12 protein-coding genes and 1 tRNA gene are annotated in these 17,317 nt (G+C 59.9%); 1 reads left to right on the plus strand and 12 read right to left on the minus strand.

From position 1 onward, the window contains the following. Positions 1-88 precede the first annotated feature (88 nt). The 3 genes from fusA to rpsL all read right to left on the minus strand — a co-directional run bounded on the left by fusA (position 89) and on the right by rpsL (position 3,142). Positions 89-2,188: an elongation factor G gene (gene fusA / locus GQ59_RS29805; protein ID WP_037088445.1), complete on the minus strand. Its 2,100-nt coding sequence runs from the start codon at positions 2,186-2,188 to the stop codon at positions 89-91. Positions 2,189-2,221: 33 nt separating this feature from the next. Continuing rightward, positions 2,222-2,692 (minus strand): 30S ribosomal protein S7, encoded by a 471-nt coding sequence (rpsG, locus tag GQ59_RS29810; protein WP_007755828.1) that lies wholly within the window; start codon positions 2,690-2,692, stop codon positions 2,222-2,224. Between the two features lie 78 nt (positions 2,693-2,770). Continuing rightward, positions 2,771-3,142 carry a 30S ribosomal protein S12 gene (gene rpsL / locus GQ59_RS29815; protein WP_003547537.1) on the minus strand — a complete coding sequence of 124 codons (372 nt, stop codon included), beginning with the start codon at positions 3,140-3,142 and terminating at the stop codon, positions 2,771-2,773. Between the two features lie 485 nt (positions 3,143-3,627). Here rpsL and GQ59_RS29820 point away from each other — a divergent pair, with 485 nt between their 5' ends. Then, positions 3,628-3,921 carry a hypothetical protein gene (locus GQ59_RS29820; protein WP_037088446.1) on the plus strand — a complete coding sequence of 98 codons (294 nt, stop codon included), beginning with the start codon at positions 3,628-3,630 and terminating at the stop codon, positions 3,919-3,921. Positions 3,922-4,221: 300 nt separating this feature from the next. On the opposite strand, the gene rpoC is transcribed toward GQ59_RS29820, so the two are convergent. The 9 genes from rpoC to GQ59_RS29865 all read right to left on the minus strand — a co-directional run bounded on the left by rpoC (position 4,222) and on the right by GQ59_RS29865 (position 16,652). Beyond that, a complete protein-coding gene (gene rpoC / locus GQ59_RS29825; RefSeq protein WP_037088448.1) occupies positions 4,222-8,433 on the minus strand; it encodes a DNA-directed RNA polymerase subunit beta' in 4,212 nt (1,403 codons plus the stop codon). A gap of 184 nt (positions 8,434-8,617) precedes the next feature. Then, on the minus strand, positions 8,618-12,754 hold the full coding sequence (gene rpoB / locus GQ59_RS29830) for a DNA-directed RNA polymerase subunit beta (RefSeq protein WP_037088449.1): 4,137 nt from the start codon (positions 12,752-12,754) through the stop codon (positions 8,618-8,620). 248 nt (positions 12,755-13,002) lie between these two features. Further along, a complete protein-coding gene (gene rplL, locus GQ59_RS29835) occupies positions 13,003-13,380 on the minus strand; it encodes a 50S ribosomal protein L7/L12 (RefSeq protein ID WP_037088451.1) in 378 nt (125 codons plus the stop codon). Positions 13,381-13,440: 60 nt separating this feature from the next. Continuing rightward, entirely contained in the window at positions 13,441-13,998 is a 558-nt protein-coding gene (rplJ, locus tag GQ59_RS29840; protein ID WP_245363563.1) for a 50S ribosomal protein L10, read from the minus strand. Between the two features lie 307 nt (positions 13,999-14,305). Beyond that, positions 14,306-15,001, minus strand: coding sequence for a 50S ribosomal protein L1 (gene rplA / locus GQ59_RS29845; RefSeq protein ID WP_037088455.1), 696 nt, complete (start codon positions 14,999-15,001; stop codon positions 14,306-14,308). Between the two features lies 1 nt (position 15,002). Next, positions 15,003-15,434, minus strand: a complete 432-nt coding sequence (gene rplK, locus GQ59_RS29850) for a 50S ribosomal protein L11 (RefSeq protein WP_037088457.1) — start codon at positions 15,432-15,434, stop codon at positions 15,003-15,005. A gap of 198 nt (positions 15,435-15,632) precedes the next feature. Then, on the minus strand, positions 15,633-16,163 hold the full coding sequence (gene nusG, locus GQ59_RS29855; RefSeq protein ID WP_007770615.1) for a transcription termination/antitermination protein NusG: 531 nt from the start codon (positions 16,161-16,163) through the stop codon (positions 15,633-15,635). A gap of 15 nt (positions 16,164-16,178) precedes the next feature. Next, complete coding sequence (secE, locus tag GQ59_RS29860; RefSeq protein ID WP_037088459.1) at positions 16,179-16,379, minus strand: preprotein translocase subunit SecE; 201 nt, start codon at positions 16,377-16,379, stop codon at positions 16,179-16,181. Between the two features lie 197 nt (positions 16,380-16,576). Beyond that, positions 16,577-16,652 (minus strand) — tRNA-Trp (locus GQ59_RS29865). Positions 16,653-17,317: the final 665 nt, after the last annotated feature.

The following is a 17,317-nucleotide window of genomic DNA, read 5'->3' on the forward strand; positions in this document are numbered from 1 at the left end:
GCTCAAACTTGCTCTTTGCCATTTCCGGCTTCTCCGTTCTTATCCCCGTCAGGGGTTATTCTCTAATTGATTGGGCGGGTTACCCCGGTCACTTCTGACCGGAGTACTTTGCCTGGATTTCGTTTGCGACGTTGGTCGGAACCGGTGCGTAGTGATCGAAGGTCATCGAGTACTGCGCGCGGCCCTGGGACATGGAGCGCAGGTTATCGACGTACTTGAACATGTTCGCGAGCGGCACGTGGGCGTTGATCACGACGGCGATGCCGCGCGATTCCTGGCCCTGGATCTGGCCGCGACGGGAGTTCAGGTCGCCGATGACGTCACCGACGTAATCTTCCGGCGTGACGACTTCGACCTTCATCATCGGCTCGAGGAGCTGGGCACCGGCCTTCTTGGCTGCTTCACGGAAGCAGGCGCGGGAGGCGATTTCGAATGCCAGAACCGACGAGTCGACGTCGTGGAAGGCGCCGTCGATGAGGGTCGCCTTGACGCCCAGCATCGGGAAGCCAGCCAGCGGGCCGGAAGACAGAACGCTTTCGATGCCCTTCTGGACGCCCGGGATGTATTCCTTCGGAACAGCACCACCGACGATCTTGGACTCGAACTTGAAGTCGTCGCCGTCCGGGTTCGGTTCGAAGACGATCTTGACGCGCGCGAACTGGCCGGTACCACCGGACTGCTTCTTGTGCGTGTAGTCTTCCTCGTGCTTGCGCGTGATGGTTTCGCGGTAAGCAACCTGCGGAGCACCGACGGTGGCTTCGACCTTGAACTCGCGACGCATGCGGTCGACGAGAATGTCGAGGTGAAGTTCACCCATGCCGGCGATGATCGTCTGGCCGGATTCCTCGTCGGTCTTGACGCGGAAGGACGGGTCTTCGGCAGCCAGGCGGTTGAGCGCGAGGCCCATCTTTTCCTGGTCGCCCTTGGACTTCGGCTCGATGGCGATCTGGATGACCGGCTCGGGGAATTCCATGCGCTCAAGGATGACCGGCTTCAGCGGATCGCAGAGCGTGTCGCCCGTGGTGGTTTCCTTGAGGCCTGCAAGAGCGACGATGTCGCCAGCGAAGGCTTCTTCGATGTCTTCACGGGAATTCGAGTGCATCTGCAGCATACGGCCGACGCGCTCGCGCTTTTCCTTGACCGTGTTCAACAGAGCGGCGCCCTTTTCGAGCTTGCCCGAGTAGATACGGCAGAAGGTCAGCGAACCGACGAAGGGGTCGTTCATGATCTTGAAAGCGAGCATCGAGAGAGGCTCGTTGTCATCGGCATGACGGTCGATTTCGGCTTCGGTCTTGACGTCGATGCCCTTGATCGCCGGAATGTCTGCCGGGGACGGCAGGAATTCGACAACTGCGTCGAGGAGCGGCTGAACGCCCTTGTTCTTGAAGGCGGAACCGCAGAACATCGGGAAGAACTTGACGTCGATGGTGCCGCGACGGATGAGCGCACGGATCTTATCGTTGTCCGGCATGACGCCGTTCAGATAGTTTTCCATGGCTTCTTCGTCGATATCGACAATCGTCTCGATCATCTTTTCGCGGAACTCTTCAGCACGTTCCTTGAGATCTTCCGGGATTTCGACGACGTCCCACTGAGCGCCGAGCGACTCGTCGCGCCAGACGAGAGCGTTCATCTCGATCAGATCGACGATGCCCTTGAACTCGGTTTCTGCACCGATCGGAAGCTGGCAGACAACCGCAGTCGCGCCGAGGCGCGTCTTGATCATCTCGACCGAGCGATAGAAATCGGCGCCGGTCTTGTCCATCTTGTTGCAGAAGATCAGGCGCGGAACGTTGTACTTGTCGGCCTGGCGCCAGACGGTTTCCGTCTGCGGCTCAACACCGGCATTGGCGTCGAGAAGAGCGACCGCACCGTCGAGCACGCGCAGCGAACGTTCGACTTCGATCGTGAAGTCGACGTGGCCGGGGGTGTCGATGATGTTGAAGCGGCGCATCTTGCCGTCGCGACCCTTCCAGAAGGTCGTGGTCGCAGCGGAAGTGATCGTGATGCCACGCTCCTGCTCCTGCTCCATCCAGTCCATCGTGGCTGCGCCATCGTGAACTTCGCCGATCTTGTGCGACTTGCCGGTGTAATAAAGAATACGCTCGGTGGTCGTGGTCTTGCCGGCGTCGATATGCGCCATGATACCGAAATTGCGGTAGTCTTCGATTTTATATTCGCGAGCCATAGGACTGCCTTTCGAAATTCGATCGGGTGAAGATTACCAACGGTAATGCGAGAATGCGCGGTTGGCGTCGGCCATCTTGTGCGTGTCTTCACGCTTCTTGACAGCGCTGCCACGGTTGTTTGCAGCATCCATAAGTTCACCGGAAAGGCGATCGACCATCGTCGTTTCGTTGCGCTTGCGGGCAGCAGCGATCACCCAACGGATCGCGAGAGCCTGACGGCGCTCGGGACGAACGTCGACCGGAACCTGGTAGGTCGCACCACCAACGCGGCGCGAACGGACTTCGACATGCGGCGCGACATTGTCGAGCGCCGAATGGAAGATACCCAGCGGGTCGGCCTTGGCCTTGCCCTGCACGACGTCGAACGCGCCGTAAACGATGTTTTCAGCCACGGACTTCTTGCCGTGGAGCATGATCGCATTCATGAACTTCGTGACGACCAGATCGCCGAACTTCGGGTCCGGGTTGATCTCACGCTTCTCTGCACTATGGCGTCGGGACATACTTCTCGTCTCTCAATTGTTGCGGGCGCTTTACCACGCGGAGAACCTCGCGCAGCGCCGGATAATCAGAATTCCGAATTACTTCGGACGCTTCGCACCGTACTTGGAACGGCGCTGCTTGCGGTTCTTGACGCCCTGGGTGTCGAGAACGCCGCGGATGATGTGGTAACGAACGCCCGGCAAGTCCTTGACGCGGCCGCCGCGGATCATCACGACGGAGTGCTCCTGCAGGTTGTGGCCTTCACCCGGGATATAGCCGATGACTTCGAAGCCGTTGGTCAGGCGGATCTTGGCAACCTTACGCAGAGCCGAGTTCGGCTTCTTCGGGGTCGTCGTGTAAACGCGGGTGCAAACGCCGCGCTTCTGGGGGTTTTCCTGCAGAGCAGGAACCTTGTTACGCTTTACGTTCGCCTGGCGAGGCTTGCGGATCAGCTGGTTTACGGTAGGCATTCAACCATCCCTTACGTTTTTCTCAGTACCCTTTCGGGCCGATCTGATGCCGTTTCCGGCGGCGGCACACACATTTCCTCATGCGCAAAACGTGGCCCGATCCGCTTTTTCGGATGGACCACAAAAAGCAGAGGACGCATTCCTCATGCGTCGTGCGTGCAGCATTCGTGTCTTCAACGTGCGTATGGAACCGTGTCTGAGGCGTACTCCGGAACGAGTCGTTCCGAACGGGCAAGCCTCACATCGCTTCCGATGCGGGGCGTTTACTGTTTTCCCCCCTGCCCGTCAAGACCAAATCCTAAATTATTGCCCCAAACCCTTGGTTTCGGGGCCAAACGGAGGGTTTCGGGACAAGGTTTCCAGAAATATGAGATGCCCTCGCGGATAATGTTTGGGAATCGTCGCTGATCGCACTAAAGAGTGCGGGAACCTTCTGTTCCGCCTCGTCTTCGGACGATACCAGGGATTCGCTCGCGGAGATGACCATGATCGCCACACCCGACAATGACAATAACCTCGACGGGCCGATGGTCTTCATCATCATCGGCAAGGGCTATGAGACGAAAGGCGCCGAAGGCATCGAGCTGCATATCATGCTGCGCGCGCCCGACGACGATTCCGCCGTGCGCGAGGCGCTCAACGCCCTCACGGAAGAAGGCTTCATCGAGGCCGACCTCGACCAGATCGGCGTCCTGACCGACGAACCCACCGAGGAACCGCATGCCTCGGCCTACCAGGGCGCGCTCGAAGGCGAAGTGGCGATCATCCGGTTCGAGTAGCCTCGATCTTCAAAGAGGCCTGACTGCCCTCGCCTCCTCCCGCTGGAGGCTGCAGGAATGTCCGCTCCTTCGATCACCGTCTCTTTCGACCTCACCTGTGAAGCTGCGCTATCGAAGCGGGCCGTATTCGCGGGCTGAACTGTCGCTGCGCGCCAGCCTCAGAGCATTCCACCAAGCCATGCACGAGCCGCCGAACAGTTTCGGCGGCTTTTTTAATGTTCGGTCGGCTCGCCGCCTGAAACGAAAAAACCGCCCGGATCGCTCCGGGCGGTTTTTGATGTTCAATCGGCAGCAGCCGGATTACTCGGCGGCCGGAGCCTTTTCGCCGGCGAGATCCTGAAGCATCGGGGTGGCCGACGATGCGCCCGAACCCTTCTTGCGTTCTTCCAGGATGAGCTCGTCGCGCGAGGTGGCGATGCGGCGGATCTGGGTCATGGTGCCGCCCGTACCGGCCGGGATGAGACGGCCGACGATGACGTTTTCCTTGAGGCCCTGCAGCGTGTCGGTCTTGCCGGCGATCGCAGCTTCCGTCAGCACCTTGGTCGTTTCCTGGAAGGAAGCGGCCGAGATGAAGGACGGGGTCTGCAGCGACGCCTTGGTGATGCCGAGCAGAACCGGTTCGCCGTAAGCGGGCTTCTTGCCTTCTTCGACAAGACGCTCGTTGGCTTCGTCCAGTTCGATCCGGTCGACATTGTCACCGACGATATACTGGCTGTCGCCGGCATCGGTGATCTCGACCTTCTGCAGCATCTGACGGACAATCACCTCGATGTGCTTGTCGTTGATGACAACGCCCTGCAGGCGGTAGACTTCCTGGATTTCGTTGACGAGGTAGGAAGCGAGTGCTTCCACGCCCTTGATCGCCAGGATGTCGTGGGGTGCAGGATTGCCGTCGAGGATGTAGTCGCCCTTTTCGATGTAGTCGCCTTCCTGAAGATGGAAGGGCTTGCCCTTCGGGATCAGGTATTCGACCGGTTCGACACCGTCTTCCGCCGGCTCGATCATGACGCGACGCTTGTTCTTGTAGTCGCGGCCGAGGCGGATCGTACCATCGATCTCAGCGATGATGGCGTGATCCTTCGGACGACGGGCTTCGAAGAGCTCGGCAACGCGCGGCAGACCACCGGTGATGTCCTTGGTCTTGGCGCTTTCCAGCGGCACGCGGGCGAGAACGTCGCCCTGGCTGACCTTCTGACCCGGCTCGACCGACAGGATGGCGTCGACCGACAGGTTGAAGCGGGCTTCGCCGCCGCGGGCCAGTTTCATGATGCTGCCTGCAGCGTCCTTGATGACGATCGCCGGCTTCAGATCGACACCGCGCGGCGTCGAACGCCAGTCGATGACCTGACGCTTGGTGATGCCGGTGGATTCGTCGGTGGATTCCGAAACCGAGATCGAGTCGACCACGTCTTCGAACTGAACCGTACCTTCCACTTCCGTCATCATCGGGCGTGTGTAGGGATCCCACTCCGCCAGACGCTGACCGCGACGAACCTTGTCGCCATCATCCACGAACAGCTTCGAACCGTAAGCGACGCGCTGCGAGGAACGCTCGACGCCGCGCTCGTCAAGGATGGTGACCGCCATGTTGCGGCCCATCGCGACGAGAACGCCCTCGGAGTTCCGCAGCATGTTGCGGTTCTTGATCTGGATCGTGCCTTCGTAGGACGCTTCCAGGAACGACTGGTCGACCACGTTTGCCGTACCGCCCAAGTGGAAGGTACGCATGGTGAGCTGGGTTCCCGGCTCGCCGATCGACTGAGCCGCGATGACGCCAACGGCTTCGCCCATGTTGACCGGAGTACCACGGGCCAGATCTCGGCCGTAGCAGACCGAGCAGACGCCCGTCTGAACTTCGCAGGTCAGTGCCGAACGGATACGGATCGACTGGATACCAGCCTTTTCGATCTCGATGACATCCGGCTCGAGGATCATCTTGCCGGCGTCGACGATGCGGGCACCCGTGACCGGGTGATCGATATCGTCGAGTGCGGTACGGCCAAGGACACGAGCGCCGATGGAAGCCACGACCTGGCCGGCGTCAACGATCGCCGTCATGGTGAGGCCGCTCTCGGTGCCGCAGTCGACCAGGTTGACGATGCAGTCCTGCGCCACGTCGACGAGACGACGGGTCAGGTAACCGGAGTTCGCCGTCTTCAAGGCGGTGTCTGCGAGACCCTTACGGGCACCGTGGGTCGAGTTGAAGTACTCGTTAACGGTCAGGCCTTCCTTGAAGTTCGAGATGATCGGCGTTTCGATGATCTCGCCCGACGGCTTGGCCATGAGGCCACGCATGCCGCCCAACTGGCGCATCTGGTTCGGAGAACCACGGGCACCCGAGTGGGACATCATGTAGATGGCGTTCATCTGCTTCTGACGGCCGGTTTCAGGATCGAACTCGACGGCCTTAATGCGGGCCATCATGTCTTCCGCAACCTTTTCGGTGGCCTTGCCCCAGGCGTCGACGACCTTGTTGTACTTCTCGCCCTGAGTGATCAGGCCGTCGTTGTACTGCTGCTCGTATTCCTTCACCAGGGTTTCGGTATCGCCGACGATCTTGGCCTTGGTTTCAGGAATGATCATGTCGTCCTTGCCGAACGAAATGCCGGCCTTGCACGCATGCGTGAAGCCGAGCTGCATGATGCGGTCGCAGAAGATCACCGTGTCCTTCTGACCGCAGTGACGGTAGACCGTGTCGATCATCTTGGAGATGTTCTTCTTGGTCATTTCCTGGTTGCAGGTCTCGAACGGCACGTTGACGTTCTTCGGCAGAAGTTCGCCGATGATCATGCGGCCGGGGGTCGTCTCATAGATCTTGGAAACCGGCTTGCCTTCGGCGTCCACGGTCTTGAAGCGGCCGCGGATCTTGGCATGCAGGGTAACGATCTTGTTTTCCAGAGCGTGGTGCAGTTCGCCCATGTCGGAGAAGGCCATGCCTTCGCCCGGCTCGTTCTGGTTCATGATCGCCAGATAGTAGAGACCGAGAACCATGTCCTGCGACGGAACGATGATCGGTGCGCCGTTGGCCGGATGCAGGATGTTGTTCGTCGACATCATCAGCACGCGGGCTTCGAGCTGGGCTTCGAGCGACAGCGGCACGTGAACGGCCATCTGGTCGCCGTCGAAGTCGGCGTTGAAAGCCGTGCAGACGAGCGGATGCAGCTGGATGGCCTTGCCTTCGACCAGGATCGGTTCGAAGGCCTGGATGCCCAGGCGGTGCAGGGTCGGTGCGCGGTTCAGGAGAACCGGATGCTCGCGGATAACCTCGTCGAGGATATCCCAGACTTCCGGCTTTTCCTTTTCAACCAGCTTCTTGGCCTGCTTGACGGTCGAGGAGTAACCCTTGGCGTCGAGACGGGCGTAGATGAACGGCTTGAACAGTTCGAGCGCCATCTTCTTCGGCAGGCCGCACTGGTGCAGCTTCAGTTCCGGACCGGTCACGATGACCGAACGGCCGGAATAGTCGACGCGCTTGCCGAGAAGGTTCTGGCGGAAGCGGCCCTGCTTGCCCTTCAGCATGTCGGACAGCGACTTCAGCGGACGCTTGTTGGCGCCGGTGATGACGCGGCCACGACGGCCGTTGTCGAACAGCGCGTCCACAGATTCCTGCAGCATGCGCTTTTCGTTGCGGATGATGATGCCCGGGGCGCGCAGTTCGATCAGGCGCTTCAGACGGTTGTTACGGTTGATGACGCGACGATAGAGATCGTTCAGGTCGGAGGTCGCAAAGCGGCCGCCATCGAGCGGAACCAGCGGGCGCAGGTCCGGCGGGATGACCGGGACGACCTTCATGATCATCCATTCCGGACGGTTGCCCGACTCCATGAAGTTCTCGACGATCTTCAGGCGCTTCATCAGCTTCTTCTGCTTCAGATCCGACGTGGTGTCGGCAAGTTCCGAACGCAGGTCGCCGGCGATCTTTTCGAGATTCATCGAAGCCAGCATCTCGTAGATGGCCTCGGCGCCGATCATCGCCGTGAACTGATCTTCGCCGAACTCGTCGACGGCGATCATGTATTCTTCTTCGGAAAGAAGCTGGTTTTCCTTGAGCGAGGTGAGGCCCGGCTCAGTGACGATGTAGTTCTCGAAATAGAGAACGCGCTCGACATCCTTCAGCGTCATGTCGAGAAGGGTCGAGATGCGCGACGGAAGCGACTTCAGGAACCAGATATGGGCGACGGGAGCAGCGAGCTCGATATGGCCCATGCGCTCACGGCGAACACGCGACAGCGTGACTTCGACGCCGCACTTTTCGCAGATGATGCCCTTGTACTTCATGCGCTTGTACTTGCCGCACAGGCACTCGTAGTCCTTGATAGGCCCGAAGATGCGGGCGCAGAAAAGGCCGTCGCGTTCCGGCTTGAAGGTACGGTAGTTGATGGTCTCCGGCTTTTTGATCTCGCCGTAGGACCAGGAGAGAATCTTCTCCGGAGACGCGATCGAAATACGGATCGAGTCGAAGTGCTGTGCAGGCACCTGCGGATTGAAAAGATTCATGACCTCTTGGTTCATGCCTATCTCCTTTAGGGGCGGAAGCCCTCGGCTTGCGATCGGAACAGCCCAAATTCCCGGGGCGGACCGTCCGATGCTTTAAAACGGTATTAGCCGCGAAATGCGGCGAAAGTTTCCCTATCCTGCCGGCGGATCCGGCGGAGGGAGCAGCGCGCGCCTTCAATCGGCGCGCGCCTTATTATGATCATTCGGCTGCGTCGGGCAGCTGGCCGACGTTCGCGTCGTCGATCTTCGAGTTCTCGAGCTCGACGGACAGGCCGAGAGAGCGCATTTCCTTGACGAGAACGTTGAAGCTCTCCGGAATGCCTGCCTCGAACGTGTCGTCGCCGCGCACGATCGCTTCGTAGACCTTGGTACGGCCGGCCACGTCGTCCGACTTCACGGTCAGCATTTCCTGCAGCGTGTAGGCGGCGCCGTAGGCTTCGAGCGCCCAGACTTCCATTTCGCCGAAGCGCTGGCCGCCGAACTGCGCCTTGCCACCGAGCGGCTGCTGGGTAACCAGCGAGTACGGACCAATCGAACGCGCGTGGATCTTGTCGTCCACAAGGTGGTTCAGCTTGATCATGTACATGTAGCCGACAGTCACCTTGCGGTCGAACTGCTCGCCGGTACGGCCGTCGTAGAGGACCGACTGACCCGACGGATCGAGGCCAGCCTTGGTCAGCATCGCTGCGACGTCCGGCTCATGCGCGCCGTCGAAGACCGGCGTCGCAATCGACAGACCGCGCTTGGACTGCTCGGCCAGACGAACGAGGGAGTCGTCGTCGAAGCTGGCAACTTCGGCGTTTGCCTCACTCTGATAGGCTTCGGTCAGCTCCTTCTTCAGGTCCGTGATGTCGTTCGACTTCCGGTACTCTTCGAGCAGCGCACCGATACGCTTGCCCATGCCGGCGCAAGCCCAGGCCAAGTGCGTCTCGAGGATCTGGCCGACGTTCATGCGCGAAGGCACGCCTAGCGGGTTCAGAACGATGTCGACATGCGTGCCGTCTTCGAGGAACGGCATGTCCTCGACCGGAACGATGCGCGACACGACGCCCTTGTTGCCGTGACGGCCGGCCATCTTGTCGCCCGGCTGGATCTTGCGCTTCACAGCGACGAAGACCTTGACCATCTTCATGACGCCCGGAGGCATTTCGTCGCCGCGCTGGACCTTTTCGACCTTGTCCATGAAGCGCTGTTCAAGGCGCGACTTGGATTCGTCGTACTGGCCGCGGAGCGCTTCGACTTCGCCCTGCACCTTTTCGTCCTCGACTGCGAACATCCACCACTGCGAGCGGGGATATTCGGAGATGACGGCGTTGGTGAGCTCGATGCCCTTCTTGAAGCCCTTCGGACCGGCAACCGATATCTGGCCGCGCAGCATGTCCGTCAGACGGCCATAGACGTTGCGGTCGAGGATTGCCTGTTCGTCGTCGCGGTCCTTGGCGAGGCGTTCGATTTCCTCACGCTCGATCGCCATGGCGCGTTCGTCCTTCTCCACACCGTGACGGTTGAAGACGCGGACTTCGACGACCGTGCCGAACGTGCCCGGAGGCATGCGCATGGAGGTGTCGCGAACGTCGGAGGCCTTTTCACCGAAGATGGCGCGCAGAAGCTTTTCTTCCGGCGTCATCGGGCTTTCGCCCTTCGGGGTGATCTTGCCGACCAGGATGTCGCCCGGCTGGACTTCGGCGCCGATGTAGACGATGCCGGCTTCGTCGAGGTTCTTCAGCGCTTCTTCCGAAACGTTCGGAATGTCGCGCGTGATTTCTTCCGGACCAAGCTTGGTGTCACGCGCCATCACTTCGAATTCTTCGATGTGGATGGAGGTAAACACGTCGTCCGACACGATGCGCTCGGAGAGCAGGATCGAGTCTTCGTAGTTGTAGCCGTTCCAGGGCATGAACGCGACGAGCGCGTTGCGGCCGAGCGCCAGGTCACCGAGGTCCGTCGACGGACCGTCGGCGATGATGTCGCCCTTGTTCAGGATGTCACCGACGGCGACCAGCGGACGCTGGTTGACGCAGGTGTTCTGGTTCGAACGCTGGAACTTCTGCAGACGATAGATATCGACGCCCGACTTCGACGGATCGAGGTCTTCGGTGGCGCGGATAACGATACGGGTCGCGTCGACCTGGTCAACCACGCCGCCACGGCGGGCAGCGATAGCCGCACCGGAGTCGCGGGCGACGACCGGTTCCATGCCGGTGCCGACGAACGGAGCTTCGGCACGGACCAGCGGCACGGCCTGACGCTGCATGTTCGAGCCCATCAGAGCGCGGTTGGCGTCGTCGTTTTCCAGGAACGGGATTAGAGCGGCCGCGACCGAAACGAGCTGCTTCGGCGAGACGTCCATCAGGTTGATGGTGTCGCGCGGAGACAGCATGACTTCGCCCGCATGACGGCAGACGACGAACTCTTCCACGAAAGAGCCGTTCTTATCCAGCTCGGCGTTCGCCTGTGCCACGTAATACTTCGCCTCTTCCATAGCGGAAAGGTAAAGCACTTCCTTCGTCACGACGCCGTCGATGATCTTGCGGTACGGGCTTTCGATGAAGCCGTACTTGTTGACGCGGGCAAAGGTGGCAAGCGAGTTGATCAGACCGATGTTCGGGCCTTCCGGCGTTTCGATCGGGCAAATACGGCCGTAGTGGGTCGGGTGAACGTCGCGGACTTCGAAGCCGGCACGCTCGCGGGTCAGACCACCCGGGCCAAGTGCCGAAAGACGGCGCTTGTGGGTGATTTCCGAAAGCGGGTTCACCTGGTCCATGAACTGCGACAGCTGCGAGGAACCGAAGAATTCGCGAACCGCGGCTGCTGCCGGCTTCGCGTTGATCAGGTCCTGCGGCATGACGGTGTCGATCTCGATCGACGACATGCGTTCCTTGATGGCGCGCTCCATGCGGAGCAGGCCGAGGCGATACTGATTTTCCATCAGTTCGCCGACAGAACGGACGCGGCGGTTGCCGAGGTTGTCGATGTCGTCGATCTCGCCCTTGCCGTCGCGCAGTTCGACCAGCATCCGGACCACGGCCAGGATGTCATCCTTGCGGAGCGTGCGAACGGTGTCGGCGACCTCGAGGTCGAGGCGCATGTTCATCTTGACGCGGCCGACTGCGGAGAGGTCGTAACGCTCCGAATCGAAGAACAACGAGTTGAACATGGCTTCGGCCGATTCCATGGTCGGCGGTTCACCCGGACGCATGACGCGGTAGATGTCGAACAGAGCGTCCTGACGGTTCTCGTTCTTGTCGGCCGACAGCGTGTTGCGGATGTAGGCGCCGACATTGATATGGTCGATGCCGAGAACCGGGATCTCGTCGAAACCGGCATTGAGGATGACCGGCAGGCTCTTTTCGTCGATTTCGTCGCCGGCTTCGAGGTAGATCTCGCCGGTTGCCGCGTTGACGATGTCTTCGGCAAGATAGTTGCCGTAGATGTCGTCATTGGTCGCCTTCAGAGCCTTGAGGCCCTTGTCCGTCAGCTGACGGAGAAGACGCGGGGTGAGCTTCTTGCCGGATTCGACGACCACTTCGCCGGTATCGGCGTCGATCATGTCGGAAAGGGTCTTTGCACCCTTGAGGGTCTCCGGCTGGAACGGAATCCGCCAGCCTTCGCCGTCGCGCTGGTAGGACGACTTCGTGTAGAAGGTCGACAGGATTTCTTCGCCGTCCATGCCGAGCGCCATCAGCAGCGAGGTCACGGGGATCTTACGGCGGCGGTCGATACGGGCGTAGACGATGTCCTTGGCGTCGAATTCGATGTCGAGCCAGGAACCGCGATACGGAATGACGCGGGCTGCGAAGAGCAGCTTGCCGGAAGAATGGCTCTTGCCCTTGTCGTGGTCGAAGAAGACGCCCGGCGAACGGTGCATCTGGGACACGATCACGCGTTCGGTGCCGTTCACGATGAACGTACCGTTGTCGGTCATGAGCGGCATGTCGCCCATGTAGACCGACTGTTCCTTGATGTCCTTGATCGACTTTGCGCCCGTATCCTCGTCGATATCGAACACGATCAGGCGCAGCGTCACCTTCAGCGGCGCCGCATAGGTCAGATCGCGCTGACGGCATTCTTCCACGTCGAACTTCGGCAGTTCGAATTCGTAGGACACGAATTCGAGCATGGAGGCGCCGGAAAAATCGGTGATCGGGAAGACCGACCGGAAGACAGCGTTCAGACCTTCGTCGGGACGACCGCCCTTCGGCTCATCGACCATCAGGAATTGGTCATAGGATGCCTTCTGAACCTCGATGAGGTTCGGCATCTCCGTGACTTCGGGGATTTTTCCAAAAAACTTGCGTACGCGCCTGCGACCATTAAAGGAAAGGGTCTGAGCCATCGTCGCTCCTTCAAACTTGCATCCGGGCCTGCAACGGACGGGGTTCGCTGGCCAGTCGATCCCGTCGATCAATGGGTATTCCCAATCTCGTCCCACCTCTCGAACACGCCAGGCCGGATTGCCTTTTCTGTTCGATTCGGGACCATCCTCTTGAGAACCCATTACCCAGGAACCGTTTTGACGGTTCCTGGGTAATACGTTCGGAGGAAATCGGCGGAAGAGGAGACCTCTCCCGCCGCATTCCGATATTACTTAACGTCGACCTTGGCGCCGGCGTCCTCAAGCTTCTTCTTGAGGTCAGCGGCTTCAGCCTTGTTGACGCCTTCCTTGACAGCCTTCGGAGCGGCTTCAACGAGATCCTTGGCTTCCTTGAGGCCCAGGCCGGTGATGGCGCGGACTTCCTTGATGACGTTGATCTTGTTGGCGCCGGCATCAGCGAGGATGACGTCGAACTCGGTCTTTTCTTCTTCAGCCGGAGCAGCAGCAGCGCCACCGCCAGCAGCAGCAACGGCTACGGGAGCAGCTGCAGATACGCCCCACTTCTCTTCGAGCAGCTTGGAAAGCTCAGCAGCTTCCAGAACGGTCAGAGCAGAGAGGTCTTCAACGATCTTTGCGAGATCAGCCATTTTGATAGTTCCTTATATTCGGTTCGAACTTGATTTGGGTATGAACAGCGAAAAACCGCCTTAAGCGGCTTCCTCGTCCTTCTTGGCGTAGGCCGCAAACACGCGGGCAAGCTGGCTTGCCGGTGCTGCAACAACCGTAGCGACGCGGGTAGCCGGGGCATTCAAGAGGCCCAGCAGCTTGCCGCGAAGCTCGTCCAGCGAAGGCAGGGTCGCAAGCGACTTGACCGCATCCGCAGTGAGCGTGGTTGCACCCATGGAACCGCCCAGAACAATGATCTTGTCATTGGTCTTGGCGAAATCCATGACGACCTTCGGAGCCGTTACCGGGTCTTCGCTGAATGCGATCAGCGTCTGACCCTTGAAGAGATTTGACATCCCTTCCGACTCCGTACCCTGAAGAGCGATCTTGGCCAGACGGTTCTTCGCGACTTTGACGGTGCCGCCAGCAGCGCGCATCTTCGAACGAAAATCGTTCATCTGCGCAACTGTGACACCAGCATAGTGGGCCACGACAACCGAACCAGAAGCCTTGAAGACTTCGTTCAGCTCCGTGACAAATTCGCGCTTTTCCGCTCTTTCCACTGTCTGTCTCCAGTTGACGGGACCGCAATCCTGCAGGCCCCATCGGGTTGCCTTTGCCTCAAGGGATCCCTTGATTAGGACCCCAAGCGACGCTTGAGGATCCTGTCCCCTCGCTCTGTCGCCGTAAGGCTCCAGGCACAAGGCACACTAGGCTCGAACCGATTTTACGAGGCGCATGGCACCTCAAAAATCTCGGGTCTTACCCGTCTCATGCAGGCATCAAGTGATTAAGGTCGAAACCACCCGCAATCTCGGACAGGAATTCCCAGGTTTCCCTGGGAAATTCCCGGCCCCGAAGGACCGGGAATTCATGCGACCGGAGCCCGAAAGCTCCGGAAAATCTTTAAGCCGTGACCGTCGACGGGTCGATCTTCACGCCCGGGCCCATGGTCGAAGAGATGGCTACGCGCTTGACGTAGTTGCCCTTGGCACCAGCCGGCTTAGCCTTGATGACCGCATCGGCGAAAGCCTTGATGTTCTCTTCGAGAGCCTTGGCTTCGAAGGAGGCCTTGCCGATACCGGCATGAATGATGCCAGCCTTCTCGACGCGGAACTCGACAGCACCGCCCTTGGAAGCCTTGACGGCGCCCGTGACGTCCATGGTGACGGTTCCGACCTTCGGGTTCGGCATCATGCCGCGCGGGCCGAGAACCTTACCGAGACGACCGACGAGCGGCATCATGTCCGGGGTGGCGATGCAGCGATCGAAGTCGATCTTGCCGCCCTGGACGATTTCGACGAGGTCTTCGGCGCCGACGATGTCTGCACCGGCTGCCTTGGCTTCGTCAGCCTTGGCGCCACGTGCGAAAACGGCAACGCGGACGTCACGGCCGGTGCCGTTCGGCAGGTTGACCACGCCGCGGACCATCTGGTCTGCGTGACGCGGATCGACGCCGAGGTTCATCGCGATTTCGATGGTTTCGTCGAACTTGGCGACCGCACGTTCCTTGACCATCGAGATGGCCTCGGTGAGCGCTACGAGCTTGGTCGGATCCACGCCTTCGCGGATCTTCTGAATACGCTTTGCAAGCTTTGCCATGTTAAGCCACCACTTCCAGGCCCATGGCGCGGGCGGAGCCCTCGATCATGGCCATTGCGCCTTCGAGATCGGCAGCGTTCAGGTCCTTCATCTTCGCCTGGGCGATGGTCTGGATCTGAGCCTTGGTCAGGGTGCCAGCCTTGGCGCCCTTGCCCGGGGTCTTGGAACCCGAGGTGATCTTCGCTTCCTTCTTCAGCCAGTAGCTGACCGGAGGCTGCTTCATCGCGAACGTGAAGGACTTGTCCTGGAAATAGGTGATGACGACCGGGATCGGCATGCCCTTTTCCATTTCCTGCGTGGCGGCATTGAACGCCTTGCAGAATTCCATGATGTTGATGCCGCGCTGACCAAGTGCAGGACCGATCGGCGGGGACGGATTGGCCGACCCTGCCTTCACCTGCAGCTTGAGGTGGCCCATAACTTTCTTAGCCATAACTCTCTGCCTTTCGAGAGACCGGTTACCCGGCTCGTTAGAGACCGGTTTCCCGGTCCGACATGCCGGCTTTCGCCGGCGGCTGCGGTTGCGTGGTTCGGTCGAGATGCCCGGCTAAGGCACCATCCCTCCCACGCGCTTGCGGCAAACGCCGCACGAGGCCCACTGAACAAACAGCAGGCCCCATTTCGAAATTCATCAGACCTTTTCGACCTGAGCGTATTCCAGCTCGACCGGGGTCGCACGACCGAAGATCGAGACTTCGACCTTGAGGCGGGAGCGCTCTTCATCGACATCCTGTACGGTCCCGTTGAAGGACGCGAAGGGACCGTCGGATACGCGAACCTGCTCGCCGATCTCGAAGGTGATCGAGGATTTCGGCCGCTCGACGCCTTCCTGAACCTGGCCCAGAATACGTTCGGCCTCGAAATCCGGGATCGGAACCGGCTTGTTGTCGGAACCGAGGAAACCGGTGACCTTCGGGGTGTTCTTGATCAGGTGGTACGCTTCGTCGGTCAGATTAGCCCGAACCATGACGTAACCCGGAAAGAACTTGCGCTCGGAATCGACCTTGCGGCCGCGGCGCACCTCGACGACCTTCTCGGTCGGCACGAGGATCTTCTCGAACAAATGCTCAAGCCCCTTCTGGCGAGCCTTGTTCTCGATGTCCTCGGCAACCTTCTTCTCAAAATTAGAATATGCGTGGACGATGTACCAACGCGCCGCCATTTTTATTCTCCAGAATCAAACGCTGACGTTCAGTACGAGACGTAGCAGCCAGCCCATAAGCTGGTCGGCAGCGAAGAAAAACAGTGCAGCGAACACAACCATAACCAGAACCATGGCCGTGGAGATCATGGTCTCGCGACGAGACGGCCAATGGATTTTCGACGCTTCGGAGCGCACCTGGCGCAGAAACGTAACGGGATTGGTTTTGGATGCCATAGATTGTCCACGCAATTACGGCACGTAAAGCTGAACTCTCTCAGCCCCACGCACCGCGTGTCTGTTTTGACCTACATAAACACCCCTTCCCCTTTACACAAGAGGGAAAACAGTGTTCGATGAAATTTCGCCGTTTTGCACGGCTGCCATTTCCCGACGATTTCGCTGCGGATAATTTCGCGCCAATCATCTGAAAGTGGCAGGGGCGGCCGGGCTTGAACCGACGACCTGCGGTTTTGGAGACCGCCGCTCTACCAACTGAGCTACACCCCTTCAACCTTGGCGACCGTTAACCGGAAACTCCGGCCTGCCGCCAACTGGCTAGGCGCTCCCTTTAAGGGGATGCGCTGCGCTTTGCAAGAGCATTTTTGATATCGGGACCGTTCTACCTCAGCTTTCGGCCGGACCCGTCAGACGCCTCGGCAAAGCGAACGCCCGAAAGCGCCGTCCCGGCGCCGCCTGGGGCCATTTCCCTGCCCGCCAGCCGATCCGCAATGGCTTCGATTGTTCGGCAGAGACTTCCCCAGGACGTCTGGCCCGGAGGCGATTCGCAACGGGAAGCAATCGTTTGCCTGGCGCTTCCACCGGTAGAAGGGATCGCCGATGGGCATTTGCGCTTGTTCCGGTCACCGGGCGGCGACTTGCCGACTCGGGTGGATGTCTGCCCGCCTCCCCTGCCGGCATCCGTCAATTCCAAGGTCGGCCTGACAGCACCTGGCTGCAGCGGGCCTGTCATCGCGTAAGGCGCGGCAGTCTCTGATGTGCCGGGCCGCGACAAGGTTTATTCCCGTTACGAGAGCGCGCGTTTCCTAAAGCTGACTCAGGGTGAGCCGCCCGATTGACTCAAGGGGGGGCTTGAATGCGAAAGGCCCCGCCGTTGCCGGCAGGGCCTTTGCTATTTAATGTCGCTATCGATTACTCGATGATCGAGGCGACGA

It is taken from the genome of Neorhizobium vignae (assembly GCF_000732195.1).
Taxonomy (GTDB): domain Bacteria; phylum Pseudomonadota; class Alphaproteobacteria; order Rhizobiales; family Rhizobiaceae; genus Neorhizobium; species Neorhizobium vignae.

What these genes read in the sequence shown, in the direction of transcription:
- fusA (WP_037088445.1), bottom strand. Translation starts at nt 2,188, where the DNA reads ATGGCTCGCGAATATAAAATCGAAGACTACCGCAATTTCGGTATCATG.
- rpsG (WP_007755828.1), bottom strand. Translation starts at nt 2,692, where the DNA reads ATGTCCCGACGCCATAGTGCAGAGAAGCGTGAGATCAACCCGGACCCG.
- rpsL (WP_003547537.1), bottom strand. Translation starts at nt 3,142, where the DNA reads ATGCCTACCGTAAACCAGCTGATCCGCAAGCCTCGCCAGGCGAACGTA.
- GQ59_RS29820 (WP_037088446.1), top strand. Translation starts at nt 3,628, where the DNA reads ATGATCGCCACACCCGACAATGACAATAACCTCGACGGGCCGATGGTC.
- rpoC (WP_037088448.1), bottom strand. Translation starts at nt 8,433, where the DNA reads ATGAACCAAGAGGTCATGAATCTTTTCAATCCGCAGGTGCCTGCACAG.
- rpoB (WP_037088449.1), bottom strand. Translation starts at nt 12,754, where the DNA reads ATGGCTCAGACCCTTTCCTTTAATGGTCGCAGGCGCGTACGCAAGTTT.
- rplL (WP_037088451.1), bottom strand. Translation starts at nt 13,380, where the DNA reads ATGGCTGATCTCGCAAAGATCGTTGAAGACCTCTCTGCTCTGACCGTT.
- rplA (WP_037088455.1), bottom strand. Translation starts at nt 15,001, where the DNA reads ATGGCAAAGCTTGCAAAGCGTATTCAGAAGATCCGCGAAGGCGTGGAT.
- rplK (WP_037088457.1), bottom strand. Translation starts at nt 15,434, where the DNA reads ATGGCTAAGAAAGTTATGGGCCACCTCAAGCTGCAGGTGAAGGCAGGG.
- nusG (WP_007770615.1), bottom strand. Translation starts at nt 16,163, where the DNA reads ATGGCGGCGCGTTGGTACATCGTCCACGCATATTCTAATTTTGAGAAG.
- secE (WP_037088459.1), bottom strand. Translation starts at nt 16,379, where the DNA reads ATGGCATCCAAAACCAATCCCGTTACGTTTCTGCGCCAGGTGCGCTCC.